Below are 18,696 nucleotides of genomic sequence, written 5' to 3' on the forward strand. Positions count from 1 at the left end.
AATCGGCCGACGCGCGTCAGCGTTGCCCGACTCAATCCGGAACGAACACTTCGCGGCGCACCACCGTGATCAGGTCGGACTCGGGCGGGTCGGCGCTGATTGGCGGCACGTTTGCAGCGGTGATCGCGACCGCCGCCCCGGGGATCCCCGCGCGCGGCGTGGTGCGCACGACCTGCGAAGGCGGCAGCGGCGCATGCGCGGTGAGATGGCCATGCATCAAGTCCAGCGCGCGGCGGAAATACACATGCATCGGGATGAAGCGCGTGTCATAACCCGGGAGCAATGCGTTGCCGATGAAGGTATCGAAATGCTGTGCGTTGGTGACCTCGATGTAGCGCAGCCGGCTGCGACCGCCCTCTTCTATGTGGTTCATGCCGAGGTACGGACGCGAGGAGAAACCCACCGGAACCAGCGCGTCCGCACGCCCATGCACGATGATCGCCGGCTTGCCGCGCAGGTCGCCCTTCACGCGGACCTCCTCGACGCCGTCGCGGACTCGTAGCGACTCGACGCTGTCGCTGGCCCACAGGCTACGCAGGCACAGCGCCCCATCCACGTTGAAGTCGAACTTGCCGGTCGAGGCGGAAATGGAAGCACCGTCGCGAAGCGGTCCGCCGACCGAGGCATCGTTGATGATCTGCAGCCCCGAGACCGGCGGAATGCCGTTGCCGGTGCCGAAGCTCTGCGCCGCGCCCGCTGCCGGCCAGGTCGCGGGCGCGCCGGCGGCGTCGACGGCAGCGAAGCTGTAGTTGCATGTTCGCTCCTCCACCCCGAAGCGGCCATAGGTGTTGGCGTAGGTCACCGCGATCGCCGGCATCGCAAAGGCGTAATGCGACGCCGTCAAGGGAATCGATTCGGGCTCCCAGCCATAGGCAAGCAACGCATCCAGTGCGCTGTCGCCCTGTTCGACCGGGGTGCTGCCACCGATCAGCCCCTGGTTCACGAGCGCCTCGCAGCGGTTGGCGGCAAGCACCGCGGGGACGAAAGCCGCGCCGGGCGATCCCGCCGCGCGCGGAGAGAGCGTGGCGCACGGCTGCAGCAGGTTCGCGTAGGTGGTGTAGTCGAACAGTGTTCGACCGCTACCGACGCGCGCCTGGCTACCACGATGGACCGTGAGGCGGTCGTTCTCGCGCAACTGGATCTGGGGTTCGCCGACGGCCACACCGTCGATCAGGTGCTCATCGTCCTGTTCCGCGGCGGCGAGTGCCGCACCGCCTCCGTTCGACACACTCGCCGCAATCACCACGGTGTTGGGCTTGAAGATGGTGCGGACCACGCCCTTGCGCGTCGGCAGACCGTAGGTTTCATTGAGCACATAGAACGCGAAACGCACGGCGTCCAGCGTATCGCGCCCCCAATCCGCTTCCGGGTTGAGCCGGGAATGGGCATGCTTGACCGCGACGCGGTTGGGCCACGCGGCGAGGAAGGCTGCCCGCGCCGAATCGGAGAGATCCGCGGTGAAATGCGAGGCGTCCCCGGCCAGGTCTGCGTCGCTGCGGATCCCGTCGATCAGGCCGACGGTATTGCTCGTCAGGTCATGCATGCCGTTGCCGGTACCCTTGTCGGCATAGGCCACGGCGCAGCCCTTTTGCAGCCCCCATTCGCCCGAGGTGCCGATGGCGCCGTAGATGCCGCGCGAGCCGCTGGAGGTACCGGTGACGATGCAGGGGTCCGCCGGGTTGAAGTGAGCCGGAACCTGCACCATCAGCGTCACGTTCTGCCCTCCCTCCCCGCGGTTGGCATAGGCCAGATACTCCGTGCCGGCGATCCTGCCATCTCCGGGACTGCTCACCACGCCGTTGGCGCTCACGCCGAGCAGCGGACCGAACAGCGTGCCATAGCCGCCATTGCTCGTGGTATCGACCAAAGCCCGGTAGTTGTTGTAGATCGCCAGCCGGCGCAGTTCGGTGGCCGTGGGCACGGCGGAGACCGAAGGTGCCGTCGCGGACTGGATGCCGGCGCTGCCGAGTCCCCCGGTGAGCAGGTCGTCGGAAACGCCATCCGTCGTGCGCACGATGATGTCGCCGAGAAACGCCGGTTTGTCGTTGTAGCCGAATTCGATTTCAGGTGAAGCGGCAAGGCTCGGCATGGCGGCCAGGGCCAGCACCAGCGGGGTCACGATGCGCACACGGAGATACATGGGGGCTCCTCGGTTATTGGTCTTGTTTGTACGCGGAGGACCTCTCGAAACCCGTCGTCCTATGCTTCCCGCGTGCAAGTGTACGTTATTGACCCGTTGTGACCGCGGCGAAATAAGGGTTTGCCCTAGCACAGCAGAATGCGGCGTCAGCATGAGGCCGAAACGGCACTCGCGCTTCACGGTGCGTCGGCAAGCGGATCACTGCCCCAAGCCGACCAGAAATGCAGTGCCGAACACCGCTCCGGCCCCCGTCCCGGAACCGCTACCGCGGTGCGGGGACGGCGTGCTCCTTGCATGGGCAGCGCGGCGCGGCGAGGCCGACTCTTTGCGAAGGGGCCAATAGTTCCTTGTTATACTAGTATCGATAAGTCCCGTTTATTCATAATGACTGAAATGAGAGACCCATACGAAGTTCTAGGTATTTCGCCAGTCGCATCTCTTGATGACATCAAAGCGGCCTACCGCAAGGCGGCCCGTCTTTACCACCCCGACAGAAACCCCTCGGCCGACGCTTCGGCCCGTTTTCGGGAAGCCCAGACGGCTTACGAGTTGCTGGGTGACGATGCGAAGCGCCGCGAATACGATGCGCTGCGCCGTCGCAACCTGATCGACGATCCACTGCAGGAAGCGACCTCGCTGTGGAATGCGTATATTGAAAAAGTGATTACATGACGTCGTTTTATTTTGAAGATCTTTCCGAGCGTTACAATAGTGAGCTGGATGACTTGCGCACTGATTCGGAAAACAAGAACGTGCTCAACAAGCGTCTGCAGGAAAAGCGGCAGTGCTTCAAGGATCTGATGCCCATGATCGAGGAGGCGCCGGAAATGGTCGCGCCCGCGCTGCATGGGGCGTATGCGTTCAACGACCGCAGGATTCTTGACCGGGCGGCCAACGGCACCCCGGGGCTCGGTCGTTTTCCGCGCTGGGCGGAGATGGAAAGAACCCTGGATATTCAGCCGTGGGCGCGTCCGCTGATCGAGATGTGCCTGGGGACTGCCGATGGCGATGCTTTCCTGACCTCCACGGCGGTCCTCGAGTGGATGTTGACCGAAGACATCCGCAGGCCCGACGCCCCGTCCCAGGCCGATGAAGAAAATGAAGACGATACGGAAGACCTTGGCGAAGCCGGTGAAAGCTGGATGACCGAACAAGGTTTCGATACCCCTGACCGTTGAGCACCAAGTCCATGACCCATCCTGCCGTCATTCAGACCCAAGCCCTGATCCTCGCCGGCGAAATCGCCGAGGCGGAATCGCAACTGGTCGCCATCGCCGAAACGCAGGGCGACCAGGCGCTGGTGAGCATCCTCGACGAAATGGCACCAAAGGATCTGCTGGCCATCATGCGCGAGTTCGACTCCAGCAAGGAGTCCGTGATCAATCTGGTCGTCAGTCCCGAACAGTTTGTCGACGCGATCCTGCTCGAACGCAAGTATGGCGAGCCGCTCGAGAAGTACGTGCCGCGCCTGCGCAACACCATGAATGCCGTCATGCACCGGGGGGCAGGAGCCTGCATCGAGATCCTTGAATGCCTGACCGAACGCGATGAAGGCATCCGTCTGCTGGCGGACTACTTCACCGACTACTACGATCTGCTGCAGAACTTCGCCTTCCACGGGCGGTTCGAAGACGACTTCGATCTCGAGAAGGCCATGGCGCCCAAACGGACGCACTCCTTCGATGCGGAGCAGTTCGACGAGATGGAGCAAGGACTCGAAGCCGGTGACTCGATGGAACTGGCACGTCCGAGCATGTCGCGCTCCGAAGTGGCTGACGGCGACTGGATGGAAACGGCCTGGGTGCTTCGCCATGAATTCCAGGACAGCTTCGAACTGCTGATCATCGAAATCCAGGATCGCATGCGTCGCGAAATGGAAGCCGCGCATGTGCCACCGCCGGTCGTGGCCGGCGAGCCGGGTGTACCGAAGATTCAGGAAGACGAAGAAGAGTCCGCCATTTGATAGGGAAGCGCGAAGCCGTTGCGCTTCGCGCGCCACACACGAATGTCCAGCAATACCACTGTCGCAACCGTCGATGTCCGCCCGTATTTCGAGCAGGTGCTCTGTTATGGCGTGAACCAGCGCGTGATCGACGATGAGCGCCTGGCGGCCATCGGACGCGAAGGCGCGAAAGGGATCGTGCAGCTGGCCAGCTTCTTCGGTACCGCCAACCTTCGCCCTGAACTCGAAGCGGCGCGCACCCGCCTGGTGACCCTGGTCAGCCTGGCGCTCGAAGCGGCATCCGGCGGAAAAGTTGCGGCGGCCGCCGACCAGCTGCGCCAGAAAACGCTCCTTGCCCTGTCGAAGGCCGGGGCCGACGCGCTGCGTGCCTTGCTGAAACTCCCGGAAGACCTGATTCTGGAACCGCCCGCCGCCGTCAGCCAGATCGAAAAGCAGATGTTGTCCCTATGGACGCTCGACGAGCCGATGACGCATGCCCGGTATCGGGAGGAAATGCATCGGCGCGAGAGCATCCTGGCCCAGCACGAATTGAGCTACTGGCTGGCCGGAAAGCTGGGCGTGTCGCGCAAGGATCTGCAGATGAACGAACCCTGCGAGGCGGTCATCAACAGCGCATTGCTGGTGTTCTTCGTCGAGAAGAAGCCCGGCAAACTGTTTTCCACCGGCCAGTTCATGGAACTCCATGCATTGGCCTGCAAGAAAAGGAAGCGCGATTTCCCCGCTCTCGACGAGTGGGCCGAAGAGGCGCCAGCTGCCATTCGCGGCGTGCTTGGTGACGCACGTGAGAACTTCCTCGGCAAGCTTTTGCCCACGCTCAAGCAGCACCCCGCCGCGGATTTCATTCCGAAGGAGGAGGTGGGGCCACTGTCGGGATATTTCTTCTTCAACAACTGCGGTCTCGACGAGCTGACGCATCACGACAAAGAGACCGAAGACACCTGGCGGAAAATCACCGGTGGCAAGGGCGAACACCCGGATGTGATGTGCACCGTCCTGTTGATGGTCGCGACCGGCCTGGAGCCCTGTCCGGCGCTGCGCAAGAAGGATGCGATCAGCGTCTGGGAAGGTTTCCGCAGCTCGGGCTTTGACGAGGCGGCGGTCTCCCGATTCATCCAGCAGGTAGTGCCGTTTCAGTATCAGGCCGACGTCAGGCATCTTTGGTCCGAAGACCTGGGGCCCGATGCCGGCATGCAGCTGAACGACACGGATGCGAATCACGTGCTCGCCTACCTGCACGAAACGTGCAGGGCGACGTACAAGCTGCGCTAGAAGGCGGGAGTCGCCTGCAGTTCGGCGGCGGCTGAGCGGAACGGAGACAGCAGAGCCCGGACTACCGGTCTCATGATTTTCTGTAGGATGATTCGGTTGGCTTATGGACGCGGGACTGTGCGCGAAGCCCTAAAGTTGGTACAAACGCCCAACGCGGCGCACGACAACCGACAGGACGCTGAATCATGCTCGTTTCGACCCGGGCCACGCCCCCACACCCCCACCTGCGCACCCGGCTTCGACCGCTGCATCTCGCGCTGCTCGCGGGCCTTGCAGCCTCGACGGCCGCGGCTGCGGAGCCCACCGCCACGCCGACGCTCAACCCGGTCGTCGTGACCGGCAGCCGCGTCGAAGCTGAGAGCTTCGATCTGCCGTTCTCCGTCGACGTCGTCGACATGAAGCCGGTCCAGGACGGCAACCTCGGCGTGAATGCGTCGGAAGCGCTCGCCGGCATCCCCGGGCTGGTGGTACAGAACCGCCAGAACTACGCGCAGGACCTGCAGATCTCGATCCGCGGGTTCGGCAGCCGCGCGGCCTTCGGTGTGCGTGGTGTGAAACTGATCGCCGACGGCATTCCCGCGAGCACGCCGGATGGCCAGGGCCAGGCGGCGACTTTCAACCTCGACACAGCCGAACGCATCGAAGTGATGCGTGGCCCCTTCTCGACGATCTACGGCAACCACGCCGGCGGTGTGATCCAGCTGTTTTCACGGGATCCGAAGGGCGCACCGAGCGTGCGCGGCGGCTTTCTCGGCGGCTCGTGGGGCACGACGAAAGTCGACATCGGCGCCGAGGGCGAGAAAAACGGCATCGGCTACGTACTCGACGCCTCGCGCTTCGACACCGACGGCTATCGCGACCACAGCGCAGCGACGCGCGACCAGGCCTTCGGCAAGCTGAATTTCCGTCCCGATCAGGACAGCAAGCTGACGCTGACTGCCAGCGCACTGCGCCAGGACGACACCGACGATCCGCTGGGGCTGACATGGAATACCTTCCGTGACGATCCGCAAGCCGTCGAAAGCGTCGCCGAGACCTTCAACACGCGCAAGAGCATCGACCATCAGCAGGCCGGCGCCACCTACGAGCGGCGCTTCGGCCCCGGGCGCCTGCAGCTTGCCACGTATGCCGGCGAGCGCAGCGTGATCCAGTACCAGTCGATCCCGACCGGCCCGCAGGGCAGCCCGCGCCATTCGGGCGGCGTCATCGACTTCGACCGCAGCTTCCACGGCCTTGGCGCGCGCTGGATCCACACGCTGATGGCCGGACCGGGCGAAATGACCCTGACCGGCGGCATCGATTACGACCGCTCCGAGGACGCCCGCAAGGGCTTCCAGAATTTCATCGGCACCACGCTCGGCGTGAAGGGCGCGTTGCGACGCAACGAAACTGACACGGTGACGAGCGTCGATCCTTACGTGCAGGGGAGCTGGAAGCTCGACAAGTGGACGCTGCAGGCCGGCGTGCGCCACAGCGACGTGAAGTTCGAGGTCGACGACAAGTACATCGTCACCGGCAACCCCGACGACAGCGGCGACGTCCGCTACCGCAAGACCACGCCGGCGCTGGGCATCGTGTATCAGGCCACCCCGGTGCTCAACCTGTACGCCAGCGCGGCGCGCGGCTTCGAGACGCCGACGCTGACCGAACTGTCGTACTCCGGCGCGGGCGGCATCAATGGCTTCAACTTCGACCTCAAGCCCTCGACCAGCAAGCAGTACGAACTGGGCGCGAAAGCCTTCATCGGCGAGCATACGCGGGTCAATGCGGCGGTCTTCGAGATCCGCACCAAGGACGAACTGGTCGTCGACAGCAGCCTTGGCGGGCGCACGGTGTTCAAGAACGCGGGCCGCACCCTGCGTCAGGGCATCGAACTCGCGGCCGATACCGAGTTCTCGCGCCACTGGCGCGGGCGGCTGTCGGTGACGCGGCTGCACGCGATCTACGACGAGGACTTCGTCACCGGCACCGGCGCAACGGCCAAGACGGTCGAGGACGGCAAGCGCCTGCCTGGCATCCCGGCGCTGTCGGCCTATGCGGAACTCGAGTGGAAGCCGCGCGAAGGCCTCGCCGCGGCGATCGAGACCCAGTATCGCGGCAAGGTCTACGTCGAGGACACCAACACCGAACGCACGGCACCGGCGTACACGCTCGCGAACCTGCGCCTGACCGCGGAACAGAAGTCCGGAAACTGGACTTTCGGCGAGATGCTGCGGGTGGATAACCTGTTCGACCGCGAACACGTGGCATCCGTGATCGTCGGCGACGGCAACGGCCGTTTCTATGAACCCGGCCCGACCCGCAGCTGGTATGCGGGCGTGAGGGCAAGCTACCGATTCTGACCGGCACCGTGCTCCTCCTCCTTCGCGGCGACCGTTTTCACCCTGCCCGACTTTTGCGGGCGGGGTGCATTTTTCTTGTCGCAACGCTGCTTGCCACGACGACGCAAGCCATTGCGGCCGGCCCCGAAGTGATCGTGCTCGAACTTTCTCCGCTCGCCTATGGCGATGCGCGCAACGCCCTGCAGGACGCGATGACCGACGAGGGCCTGGCCCCGCCAAGCATCAGCGAGTTCGGCCAGATGCTCGCTCGCACCGCGAAGGATCTCGGCCACCGCGCGGACTTCTACAAGCAGGCGGAGATCTTCTCCTTCTGCAGCGCGCAGGTTTCGGCACGCATGATTGCCGAGGACGTACGCCACATCGCCTTGTGCCCGCTGACGATTGCCCTCTACACGCTGCCCGGACAAGCCGGCACGGTGTTCCTCGCCTACCGCGCGCCCGACCTTGCCTCCCCGGCCGGCGATTTCGCCCGCGCAATGCTGCGCCGCATCGCCGCGCGCACGCTCGAACACGCCGGCGTGGGTCGCTGAACACCCTCCACCGGCGCCTGTCTGGCGACGTCAACGCCCCGCTCTATCGCGCCACATCCGTCAGCCCGCGGGGACTGTTCCGCTACGCAGGATGTGAAAAATTTTTCGAGCATCCGTCACTGATATTTCATCCCGTCACCGGAATACGCTAGATTGAGCGCTGCTTGCTCGTTCCCCGCGTGATACAGGTGGCGTGTGAAACCTCCGCAGCTCAATCGCGTCGTCCTGCTGATCTACGCTGCCGTTCTCGGCTTCGCCGGGCTGGGTTTCTACGAGCTGTGGTCCTTCCGCATGGCCGCCGCGCTGCGCCTGTCCGGCGAAAGCCTGCAGGCGATGGCCGTGGCGGTGGATGCGACCGCAAGATCGGCAACCAACCACGTTGCGATCCTGCGCGTCGAAGCGGAGCGTGCATTGCAGCAGCCCCCGCCGGAAACGCCACACCCGCTGCGACAGGCGCTTGTCGCTTTCCCGGATGCGGACCGCTTCGCATTGACGCAACTTCCCGCGGGCGTGCCGCCCGAACTGGGCACGTATCTGGTCGGCAGCGGTGACCCCGCGATGCTCTCCGTCGAGGTCGTGCGCGAAATCGAGGCTGCCCTGCATCTGACGCCCTTGTTCCATCGCGTCAAGCAAAACCTTCCGCAGGCCGCCTGGGTGTATTACACGTCGGCAAACCGCTTCGTCAGCGTCTATCCGCTCGAGGCGCAGTGGGAGCATCTGACATGGAACGACGCGATGCTCGACCATCCGGTGTTCGCGGATACGGCGCCCGAGCGCAATCCCCAGCGCATGCAGCAGTGGAGCGAGACCTACGTGGATGAGGCCGGCAAGGGCCTGATGAGTTCCGTGACGGCCCCGGTGGCGGACGAAACCGGCCGCTTCCGCGGCATGGTGGCGCTGGATATCACCCTGACCACGCTCAACGACTACCTGACCGGTCCCGGCCTGGAAATCGGCAGAGTGCTTCTGGCCAACGAGCACGGCCAGCTTCTCGCCGATCCCGCCCTGGTCAAACGCGACGACACCGAGGTTCGGCGACTCGACGACACCCTGCCGCCCGCCCTCGTCCGCCGCCTTGCCGATCTGGTGGCCGGCGCCCCCCGCGATTATCGCGAGCACGAGGGCTGGCTGCTGCGTGGCGTCCGCTTGAAACATGCGCCGTGGACGGCCTATCACCTGATCGAACGCCGCCAGCTCGCATGGACCACGCTGTCGCACATGCGCGTGGAAATGGCGACACTGCTGCTCCTCGCGCTGTCGATCTTCCTGCTCGAATGGCGTCGCCGCGCTGCGCATCGCCTGCGACTCTACAAGGCTGCGGTCGACGCAAGCACTTCCGCAATCATCATCACCGACCGCAACGCGGTGATCGAATACACCAACCCCAGCTTCTCGCGGATCACCGGCTTTTCCAGCGATGAGGCGCTGGGACAGACGCCCCGCTTGTTCAATTCCGGGCGCACCGCCCCCGAAGTCTTCGCGCAGCTCTGGAATGTCATCCTGAGCGGCGAAAGCTGGCACGGCGAATTGCTCAATCGCCGCAAGAACGGTGAGCTGTACTGGAGCGATCTGCGCATTGCCACCATCCCGGCACCGGACGGAGAACCGGCGCAGTTTGTCGGACTGATGAACGACATCTCGGCACGCAAGGAGGCCGAGCAGGCGCTGATCGACAGCGAGTCCTACAACAAGACACTGTTCGAGCATTCGCACGTCCCGCAGGCGATCCTCGATCCGGACAGTCGCCAGTTCATCGACTGCAACGATGCCGCCGTGGCACTTTACGGCTATACGAACCATGCGGACATCATCGGCAAGTCGCCGCTCGACCTGTCTGCCCCGACGCAGGCCGATGGCGACCCGTCCACGGATGCCGCACGCAAGCGCCTGACGGAATGTCTCGCCGCCGGATCGAGCGTCTTCGAATGGCGCAACCGGCGCCCCAACGGCGAGATCTGGGACGCAGAAATACGCTGCATGAACTTCCATCATCGTGACCGCACGCTGATCCAGTTCAGTCTGCAGGACATTACCGAACGCAAGCGCATCGACGCGCAGATGACCAAGGCGATGGTGGTGTTCAACGCCTCCAGCCAGGGCATCATGACCACCGATGCCAACCGCGTGATCACGTCGGTCAACCCGGCGTTCACGGCCATTACCGGCTACACCGCGGAAGAAATTATCGGGCGCAAGCCGTCGATGCTCTCGTCGGGGCGTCACGACGCGGCCTTTTACGACAACATGTGGGATTCGCTCGCGAGCTCCGGGCAATGGGAGTCCGAGATCTGGAACCGGCGCAAGAACGGCGAGATCTATCCGCAGTGGCAGACGATTTCCGCGGTCACCGACGAGCGCGGCAAGGTCATCGCCTACATTTCGCTGTTCAACGACATCACGCAGCGCAAACAACAGGAAGAAGCGATCTGGCGCCAGGCCAATTTCGATGCGCTCACCGGGCTCGCCAACCGCAGCCTGCTGCAGGACCGCCTCGAGCAGGCGCTGACGCATGCGCGACGCGCGCGTAGCCGGGTCGGTGTGTTGTTCCTGGATCTCGACGGTTTCAAGTGGATCAACGACACGCTCGGCCATGACACCGGCGACGAACTGCTGGTCGAGGTGGCGCGCCGTCTGACCTTCTGCGTGCGCGAGCAGGACACGGTCGCCCGCCTGGGCGGCGACGAATTCACCATCGTCGTGCACGATCTGGTCGCACCCGACGACCTCAATGCGATCGCCGAGAAGATCGTCAGCGTGTTGCGCGACCCGTTCGCACTCGGCGGCATCCAGCACCGCATGTCCGGCAGCGTCGGCATCACCGTGTACCCGGATGATGGCGAGGACGTGCAGACCCTGTTCCGCAACGCCGACATCGCGATGTACAAGTCCAAGCAAGCCGGCAAGAACCGCTTCCAGTTCTACGCTCGGGACATGCAGACGGACGCGCTGGCGCGCATGAAGCTCGAAGGCGATCTGCGCGTCGCCCTCGAACAGCAAGCCTTTTCGCTGCATTACCAGCCCATCGTCGATTCCGACAGCGGCGAACTCGTCGGCGCGGAAGCGCTGATCCGCTGGCAGCATCCCGAGCGCGGGTCCGTGTCGCCGATGGAGTTCATCCCGGTGGCGGAAGACAGCGGTCTCATCATCGGCATCGGCGAATGGGCGTTGCGCGAAGCCGCGCGGCAGTCGCGGCACTGGCGCGACTGCGGGCATGGCGCGCTGCGCCTGGCGGTGAACATGTCCGGCGTGCAGTTCCGCGAGGTCGGCCTGCCGGATCTCGTCAGTTCAGTGCTCGCCGAATTCGGCATCGACCGCGGCTGCCTGATGGTGGAAATCACCGAATCGGTGCTGATGGGCGGCAGCGAGGTGATCGAAGCGCGCATGCGCGACATCAAGGCGCTGGGCATCGGTTACGCACTCGACGACTTCGGCACCGGCTTCTCGTCGCTGTCCTACCTCAAGCGCTTTCCGGTCGACATCGTCAAGATCGACCGCAGCTTCGTGAACGGCTGTCCCGACGACCGCAACGACGCCCACCTTGTCGAAGCGATCATCAACATGGCGCACAGCCTCGATCTGCACGTCACCGCCGAAGGCGTCGAAACGGAGGAACAGGTCAGCTTCCTGCGCGATCTGGGCTGCGACTTCCTGCAGGGCTATCTGATCAGCAAGCCGCTGCCGGCCGCCGAATTCGAAGTGCTCATCGCACGCCATTTCCTGCTGCCGTCCGTCGACGGCGCCACCCCGGAGGAAACACGCCTGCTCACCGCCCTGCGTGACGACCAACTGGATGTGGACGAGTGGCTGCGGCGCCTGCTCGGCGAACGCTCGCCCGAGCTGGCGGCGTTCATGACCCGAGAAGGCTGGACGCGCCACGGCCTCGACCTGAAGCAGGCCGTCAAGGCCCACCTCAACTGGCGCAAGTACCTCAATGACTACGTATCCGGGCTTCCCTCCGGGAGCGCGCTTGACCTCGACAATGCCGGCTCGGTCAGCCACTGCACCCTCGGGCAATGGATCGAGCGCCATTCCGGGCTCCCTGACCGCAAACTCGAAGAACTCGATCGCATGCATCGGGAATTCCACAAACTGGCCGGACAGATCGTTGCCGACTATAAACAAGGCTATCAGGCGTCCGCGCGACGCACCCTCGCGAGTCTGAAGTTCCGTACTGCGTCGCGCAATGTCGTGATCGCGCTGATCGACTGTTTCGACACGACGGTCGAGTCGCTCGACTGAACCGGCACATGCCGCACGCACCGCACAGCTGGTTTCCCCAACCAAGGAGCCAACGCAATGCTCACCGCGACACAAAAGAAGACCGCCGAAAGCATCGTCAACCTCTTCGAAACCAGTCAGGTGCTCGGCGACTACGGCATGGTGACGCTGATCGCCGGCGATACCGGGCACCTGACATTTGGCCGCTCACAGACGACGCTGGGCTCGGGAAACCTGGGAAAGCTGCTGCATCTGTATTGCTGCAACGGTGGCGCGGCGTTCGGCCCCCTGCTGAGCCGCTATCTGCCGCGCTTCGACGCCTGCGACACCGCCCTCGACCACGACGGCGCGCTGCACAACCTGCTGCGCGCAAGCGCCGACGACCCGGTGATGCGTGACATGCAGGACGCCTTCTTCGACGAACACTACTGGCAACCGGCGATGCGTGCCGCCAGTCGCGAAGGCGTCAGTTCACCGCTCGGCGCGGCCGTGGTGTATGACAGTTTCGTGCACGGCGCATGGAAGGCGATGCGCGACCGCTGCAACGCGCGCGTCGGCAGCCTCGCCAGTGTCGGCGAACAGCGCTGGATCGAAAACTACGTCGCGACGCGGCGCGCCTGGCTGGCCGGCCACGCGCGCAGCGACCTGCGCCCCACGGCTTATCGCATGGACGCCTTTCAGCGTCTCATCGACCAGGGTTTCTGGAATCTCGAACTGCCGCTGGTGGTGCGCGGCCAGGAGATCTCGCCCGCATCACTCGCCGCCCTGCCGCCGGGCTGCTACGACGGCCCGCCGCCGGGCTCGCGCGTGCTCGCGGTGCAGTCGCCGATTCAGCGCGGCCTCGACGTGCGCCGGGTGCAGGTCGGCCTGTCATTGCGCGGCGTCGACATCAAGGCCGACGGCCTTTTCGGCCAGACCAGCGCGCGCTGCATCAAGGCCTGGCAAGCGGCCAAGGGCTTGCCCGCGACCGGCGTCGCCGACGTCGCGTTGGTCGCACAGTTGTGCGCGCTGGACGAAGTGCCGGTTTGACAAAGCCAGGGCCGGCTTCTAAACAGAGATAGTTAAAAAGAATATGCGTGGGCCGTGGCCGCACGGGGTTCCCCGCGGCACACGGCGACGCGCAAGCCCCCGACAGCAAGCCCGGCATCGACCACGGCATGGTCGCGACGCCTGCGGCACGCAGATCCGGACCGCCCGGCTGCAGCCGGGGATTATCCAATCCGTCAGGAGACCGTCATGGCCAAGCACGCCCTTTGCATCGGCATCAACAATTACCCCGGCACCGACAGCGATCTGTCGGGCTGTGTCAACGACGCCACCGACTGGGCCGACGCACTGGGCGAGCGCGGCTTCAGCGTTACCCGCCTGCTCGACCGCGCGGCGAGCAAGGCGGCGATGGTCCAGTCGATCGACACCCTGATCAGCGGCGCGGTGAAAGGCGATACGGTGGTCCTGAGCTATTCCGGCCACGGCACCTGGGTACCCGACACCGATGGCGACGAGCCCGACGGCCGCGACGAAGCACTGTGTCCGTGGGACATCCACGACGGCCAAGTGCTGCTCGACGACGAAGTTCACGAACTATTCACCCACCGCGCCGCCGGCGTGCGCATTCTGCTGATCTCCGACAGCTGCCATTCCGGCTCGGTCACGCGCGGTGATGACAGCGACCTCGACGCCGGCATGCCGCGCGCGCGCTTCCTGCCCCCGGCAGTGTGGATGAAGGCCGACGCCCTGCCGCGCGACACCGCGCGCCCGGCCAGACTGTTCGGCGGCTTCACGCGCGCCGGCGGCGACCTGTTGCTCGCCGGCTGCCTCGACACCCAGTTCAGTTGGGACACCAGCTTCAACGGCCGCCCCAACGGCGCCTTCACCTACTACGCGCTGAAGACGCTCACGACGCTCCCGGCCACCGCCAGCTACGAATATTGGTTCAAGGAAATCCGCAACTACCTGCCCTCCACCCGCCTGCCGCAGGACCCGCAAATCTTCGGCACCCGGACGACACGCCGCTTCAAGGTTTTCGTCTGAACCCTGCGCCCGGACGGCGCCCCCGAAACGGCCCGCCCGCGGCCCTTCGATCCACCGATGGAGGCATCGATGCCGGCAGCCCGCAAACCCAGCGAAATCCTGTTCCATCTGCCCGGCACGGCGCGCAGCGCCGACACCCTGCCGGCCGCGCTCAAGGCCGGCAGCCGCGCCGCCGGGGGGGCGCCCGATCCGTTCCTCGACGGCGTGGTGACGGTGCAGGCCGCCTACACGCTGGCCGCGCCCGGACGCGACGCCGGCCCCGGCACGGACACCACGCTGGCCGACGACAGCCTGCTCGCGCTGGAAACGAACGACGGCACCACCGTTTTCATCCGCGCCGACAAGCTCCGCGAAGACATCGCGCGCACGCGGCCCGAAGCGCTGCGCGCCGACGGTTCGATCGACCTCGCGGCGCTGCGCGATCCGGGCGCCGCCGCGCGCGGTGTTTCGGACTGGCTGTGGTCCGGTCTGTCGGTGCTGTCACTGGATGGCGACGCGATCGCCGATGCGGCGCGCGACAAGGCGCTCGAATGGCTGCACGAGTGGCTCGGCGAAAAGGCCGAGGAACTCGCCGCCCCGAGCGCATCGTGGCTCGGCGCCAAAGCGCTGATGTGGGCCATCGAAAGCCGCCTCGCCGGTGAACCCGGTCTGTATCAATGGCGTGACGGCAGCCCCCTCGCGGCGAGCGACCGTTGCCCGCCGGGCGACCCGCGCCTCGCTGGCGCTGCCAACAACCCCATGCTGTTGTTCATCCACGGCACCGGCTCGCACACCCTGGGCGGTTTCAAGGACTTGCGCAGCGGTGGTGCCGCCGGCGACTGGGAACCACTCGCGCATCGCTTCGGCGAACGCATCTTCGGCTTCGAACACCGGACTTTCTCCGAAAGCCCCATCGACAATGCATTGCAGCTCGCCCGTGCGCTGCCTGCCGGCGCGCGCCTGTCGGTCGTCACCCACTCGCGCGGCGGGCTGGTCGGCGACCTGCTGTGCCTCGCCGGCCTCAGCGACGATGCGATCGCCGCGTATCGCCATCCACTCGCGCCCAACGCCAGTGAGACGCCACGCGAGAAACGCCTGCGCGATCTCGTCACCGCACGTGACCAGGACTCCCTGCGTGCGCTGCGTCAGGAACTCGCCGACAAGAACTTTCGCATCGAGCGCTACCTGCGCGTTGCCTGCCCGGCGCGGGGCACCACGCTGCTGTCGGACAATCTCGACGTCTTCCTGTCGGGCCTGTTGAGCCTGACCGGCAAGCTGGTCGGCGCCGTCAGCGGCCCGGCTGGCGGCGCCGTGCTGTCGGCGCTGAAGCGCATCGTGCTTGAGATCGCCGACAAGCGCATCGACGCGCGCCTGGTGCCGGGCATCGAAGCGATGCTCACCGACGCGCCGATGGGGTCGCTGCTCGCCAACGCGCAGCGCAAGCAGGGCATCGCGATGGCCATCATCAGCGGCGACATCGAAGGCGGCAATGTGCTCAAGCGGCTCGGTGTGCTGTTCACCGACTGGATGCTGTTCGACTACCTCGACAACGACCTCGTCGTCGACACCGATTCGATGTACGCCGGCCTTGCCGCGCGCAACGACGCCCGCTACCTGTTCGACCAGGGCGCATCGGTCAATCACTTCAGCTACTTCGCCAACCGCAACACCCGCGCGGCGCTGCGCGACTGGCTGACCAGCGAGGAACCCGCCGCGCTGCCGACCTTCAGTCCGATTGCCCGTCCGCACGAACCCAATGCCGCCGAATCGCGTCAGCGCGCTGCCAGCCGCGCGGCCACACGTGCTGCACCGCGCCCCGACAGCCGCCCGGTGGTGATCTTCCTGCCCGGCATCATGGGTTCGCACCTCGAGGTGCGCAAAGCGGGCAAGAAGCCCGGCGACGGCGATCGCGTGTGGTTCGATTTCCTCGACCTTGCCGCGGGCGGCCTGCCGAAGATCGGCATGGAAAAGCGCGACGTGCGCGAGGAATCGCTGTTCGACATGTTCTACGGCGATCTCGCCGAGCACCTTGAAGCAAGCCACACCGTGATCCGCTTTCCCTACGACTGGCGCCAGCCGATCCACGCCGAGGGTGCCGCGGCGGATCGACTGGCCGAAGTTCTGGAGCAAGCCCTCAAGGACCACCCGAGCCAGCCGGTGCGGCTGCTCGCGCACAGCATGGGCGGCCTCGTAAGCCGAACGATGATCGCGAAACGCCCCGACCTGTGGGACGCTGTCGTCAAGCGGACCGGCGGCCGGCTGGTGATGCTCGGCACGCCCAACAACGGCTCGCACCTGATGGTCGAAACCCTGCTGGGCAAGTCCGGCACGATGCGCAAGCTCGCGCGCATGGACCTCGGCCACGGCATGCAGGACGTGCTCGACGTCGTTGCGGGCTTCCCCGGCGCCCTGCAGCTGCTGCCCCGCCCCGGCTTCGCGGACACCGGCTCGACGCTGCATGACGACTACCTTCAGAGCGCGATCTGGCCGGCGCTGGCGATGGCCAACCGCGACCGCTGGTTCGGCGACGGCATCGCCGGAAAACCCTCGACCGACACCGTCACGGCCGCGCGCGAACTGTGGGAAGGCCCGCTGGCACACAATGAAGCACCGCTGCCCATCGAGCGGGTGAATTACGTCTTCGGCCAGGCCGAAAACACCCCCTGCGGCCTGACTCTCGAAGGCGGGCAGCTCAAGATGATCGGCACGCCGGAAGGCGACGGCTCGGTCAGCTGGGCCTCCGGCCGCCTCGCCAACCTGCCGGCCGAACAATGCTGGTACATGCCCGCCGATCACGGCGCCCTGACCGATACCGAAGAATACTTCCCGGCCATTGTCGAGCTGCTGCAGACCGGCACGACCAGCCGCCTCGGACGGCAGCCGGCGACACGCGCCGCCGCCGCGGCCACTGTCACCTACGACGCCCCGCCGCCGGTCCTGCCGACCGAAGAGGAACTCGCCCGCGGCCTGCTCGGCTCGCGCCCGCGCCGGCGCCGGCCGGTTGCCGCGATCCAGCCGCTGCGCGTGTCGGTCACCGCGATGGACCTGCGCTTCGCGCGCCAGCCGATCCTGTGCGGCCACTATGCCGGCGACTCGATTGCCGGCGCCGAGGCGGCGATCGACCGCTATCTGGTCGGCGGCGCCTTGCGCCAGCGCGAACGCCTCGGCGTGTATGCGGGCGAGATCGGCTCCTGCGCCATCGTGCTGCAGGCGCGTGGCAACGAAGACCGCCTGCGCGGCACCGGGCGCGGCGCGATCATCGTCGGGCTCGGCCGCTTTGGCGAACTGACCGCGGCCGAGGTCTCCGAGACGGTACGCGCCGGCGTGCTGCGCTACCTGCTGCATTCGCACGACCGCCAAGGTGCCGACGGCACCACCGCGGACACGGAGCTGACCCTCGCCAGCCTGCTGATCGGCTACAACTCGACCACCCATATCAGCGTCGACGACTCGCTCGAAATGATCGTGCGCGGCGTGCTCGCCGCCAATCGCCAGTTTTCCGAAGCGATGCCGCTGACCCGGCTGCGCGTGGCGCGGCTCGAGCTGGTCGAGCTGTTCATGGATACCGCGATCAGCGCTGCGCGCGCGGTGCGCATGCTGCCCGAACGCATGGCCGGCGACCTGCGCCGCCTCGAAGCACGCATCGAAGCGGCCGAAGTCCTCAACGAAGGCGAAGGCGTGCGCCCGCGCCTGTCGGTGTTCGCGCGCTTCGGCTACTGGCCGCGGATGCTCATCACCGATGCGGACGCCCCCGAAGATTGCCCACCCGATCAGGCCGCCAAAGCGGCGCCGGCGGCACGTCCGATTGCGACGCGGCTCAAGTACGTCTTCCTGTCCGAACGCGCGCGCGCCGAAAGCGTCGTGCAGCAGCGCCAGCCGGGTCTCGTCGAGGCACTGGTGAGGAATGCGATCACCCACGACCATTACAACGCCGACCTGTCGCGCACGCTGTTCCAGCTGATGGTCCCGCTGGACTTCAAGGCCGCCGCGCGCGAGGCCGACCAGCTCGTGCTGGTGGTCGACGGCTACACCGCCAACCTGCCGTGGGAAATGCTGCAGGCCGACGAACAGCCGATGGCGCTGCGAACCGCGATGGTGCGCCAGCTCGCCTCCACGCGCTTCCGCCGCAATCCGCTGAGCATCACGCGCAAGGTCGCCTGCGTGATCGCCAACCCCTCCACCCATGGCTTCCACACACAGTTCGGCGACCCGGCCCGCCCGCTC

Annotated in this window: 11 protein-coding genes; 10 read left to right on the forward strand and 1 reads right to left on the reverse strand. The window is 65.8% G+C overall.

Annotated features, from left to right (window positions below; genetic code table 11):
* Positions 1–31: 31 nt before the first annotated feature.
* On the reverse strand, positions 32–2,140 hold the full coding sequence (locus GPA25_RS02160) for a D-(-)-3-hydroxybutyrate oligomer hydrolase (protein ID WP_169258700.1): 2,109 nt from the start codon (positions 2,138–2,140) through the stop codon (positions 32–34).
* Between the two features lie 384 nt (positions 2,141–2,524).
* Between GPA25_RS02160 and GPA25_RS02165 the strand changes: the two genes are divergently transcribed.
* The 10 genes from GPA25_RS02165 to GPA25_RS02210 form a co-directional block, all read left to right on the forward strand.
* Positions 2,525–2,812: a DnaJ domain-containing protein gene (locus tag GPA25_RS02165; protein ID WP_246265224.1), complete on the forward strand. Its 288-nt coding sequence runs from the start codon at positions 2,525–2,527 to the stop codon at positions 2,810–2,812.
* Positions 2,809–3,318, forward strand: a complete 510-nt coding sequence (locus tag GPA25_RS02170; protein WP_169258701.1) for a hypothetical protein — start codon at positions 2,809–2,811, stop codon at positions 3,316–3,318. The genes GPA25_RS02165 and GPA25_RS02170 overlap by 4 nt, the downstream gene beginning before the upstream one ends.
* An 11-nt stretch (positions 3,319–3,329) precedes the next feature.
* Complete coding sequence (locus tag GPA25_RS02175) at positions 3,330–4,103, forward strand: hypothetical protein (RefSeq protein WP_169258702.1); 774 nt, start codon at positions 3,330–3,332, stop codon at positions 4,101–4,103.
* Between the two features lie 42 nt (positions 4,104–4,145).
* A complete protein-coding gene (locus GPA25_RS02180; protein WP_169258703.1) occupies positions 4,146–5,372 on the forward strand; it encodes a hypothetical protein in 1,227 nt (408 codons plus the stop codon).
* Between the two features lie 185 nt (positions 5,373–5,557).
* The gene (locus tag GPA25_RS02185; protein WP_169258704.1) at positions 5,558–7,714 is read left to right on the forward strand and encodes a TonB-dependent receptor family protein; all 2,157 of its coding nucleotides are present in this window, start codon (positions 5,558–5,560) and stop codon (positions 7,712–7,714) included.
* Positions 7,715–7,722: 8 nt separating this feature from the next.
* The gene (locus GPA25_RS02190; RefSeq protein WP_343034802.1) at positions 7,723–8,244 is read left to right on the forward strand and encodes a DUF302 domain-containing protein; all 522 of its coding nucleotides are present in this window, start codon (positions 7,723–7,725) and stop codon (positions 8,242–8,244) included.
* Between the two features lie 195 nt (positions 8,245–8,439).
* A complete protein-coding gene (locus GPA25_RS02195; RefSeq protein ID WP_169258705.1) occupies positions 8,440–12,483 on the forward strand; it encodes an EAL domain-containing protein in 4,044 nt (1,347 codons plus the stop codon).
* 57 nt (positions 12,484–12,540) lie between these two features.
* Entirely contained in the window at positions 12,541–13,491 is a 951-nt protein-coding gene (locus GPA25_RS02200) for a chitosanase (protein ID WP_169258706.1), read from the forward strand.
* Positions 13,492–13,698: 207 nt separating this feature from the next.
* The gene (locus GPA25_RS02205) at positions 13,699–14,493 is read left to right on the forward strand and encodes a caspase family protein (protein ID WP_169258707.1); all 795 of its coding nucleotides are present in this window, start codon (positions 13,699–13,701) and stop codon (positions 14,491–14,493) included.
* A gap of 69 nt (positions 14,494–14,562) precedes the next feature.
* Positions 14,563–18,696, forward strand: a 4,134-nt coding sequence (locus GPA25_RS02210; RefSeq protein ID WP_169258708.1) for a DUF7379 domain-containing protein, incomplete at its 3' end; no start/stop codon positions are given.

Source organism: Aromatoleum diolicum (assembly GCF_012910955.1).
Taxonomy (GTDB): Bacteria; Pseudomonadota; Gammaproteobacteria; order Burkholderiales; family Rhodocyclaceae; genus Aromatoleum; species Aromatoleum diolicum.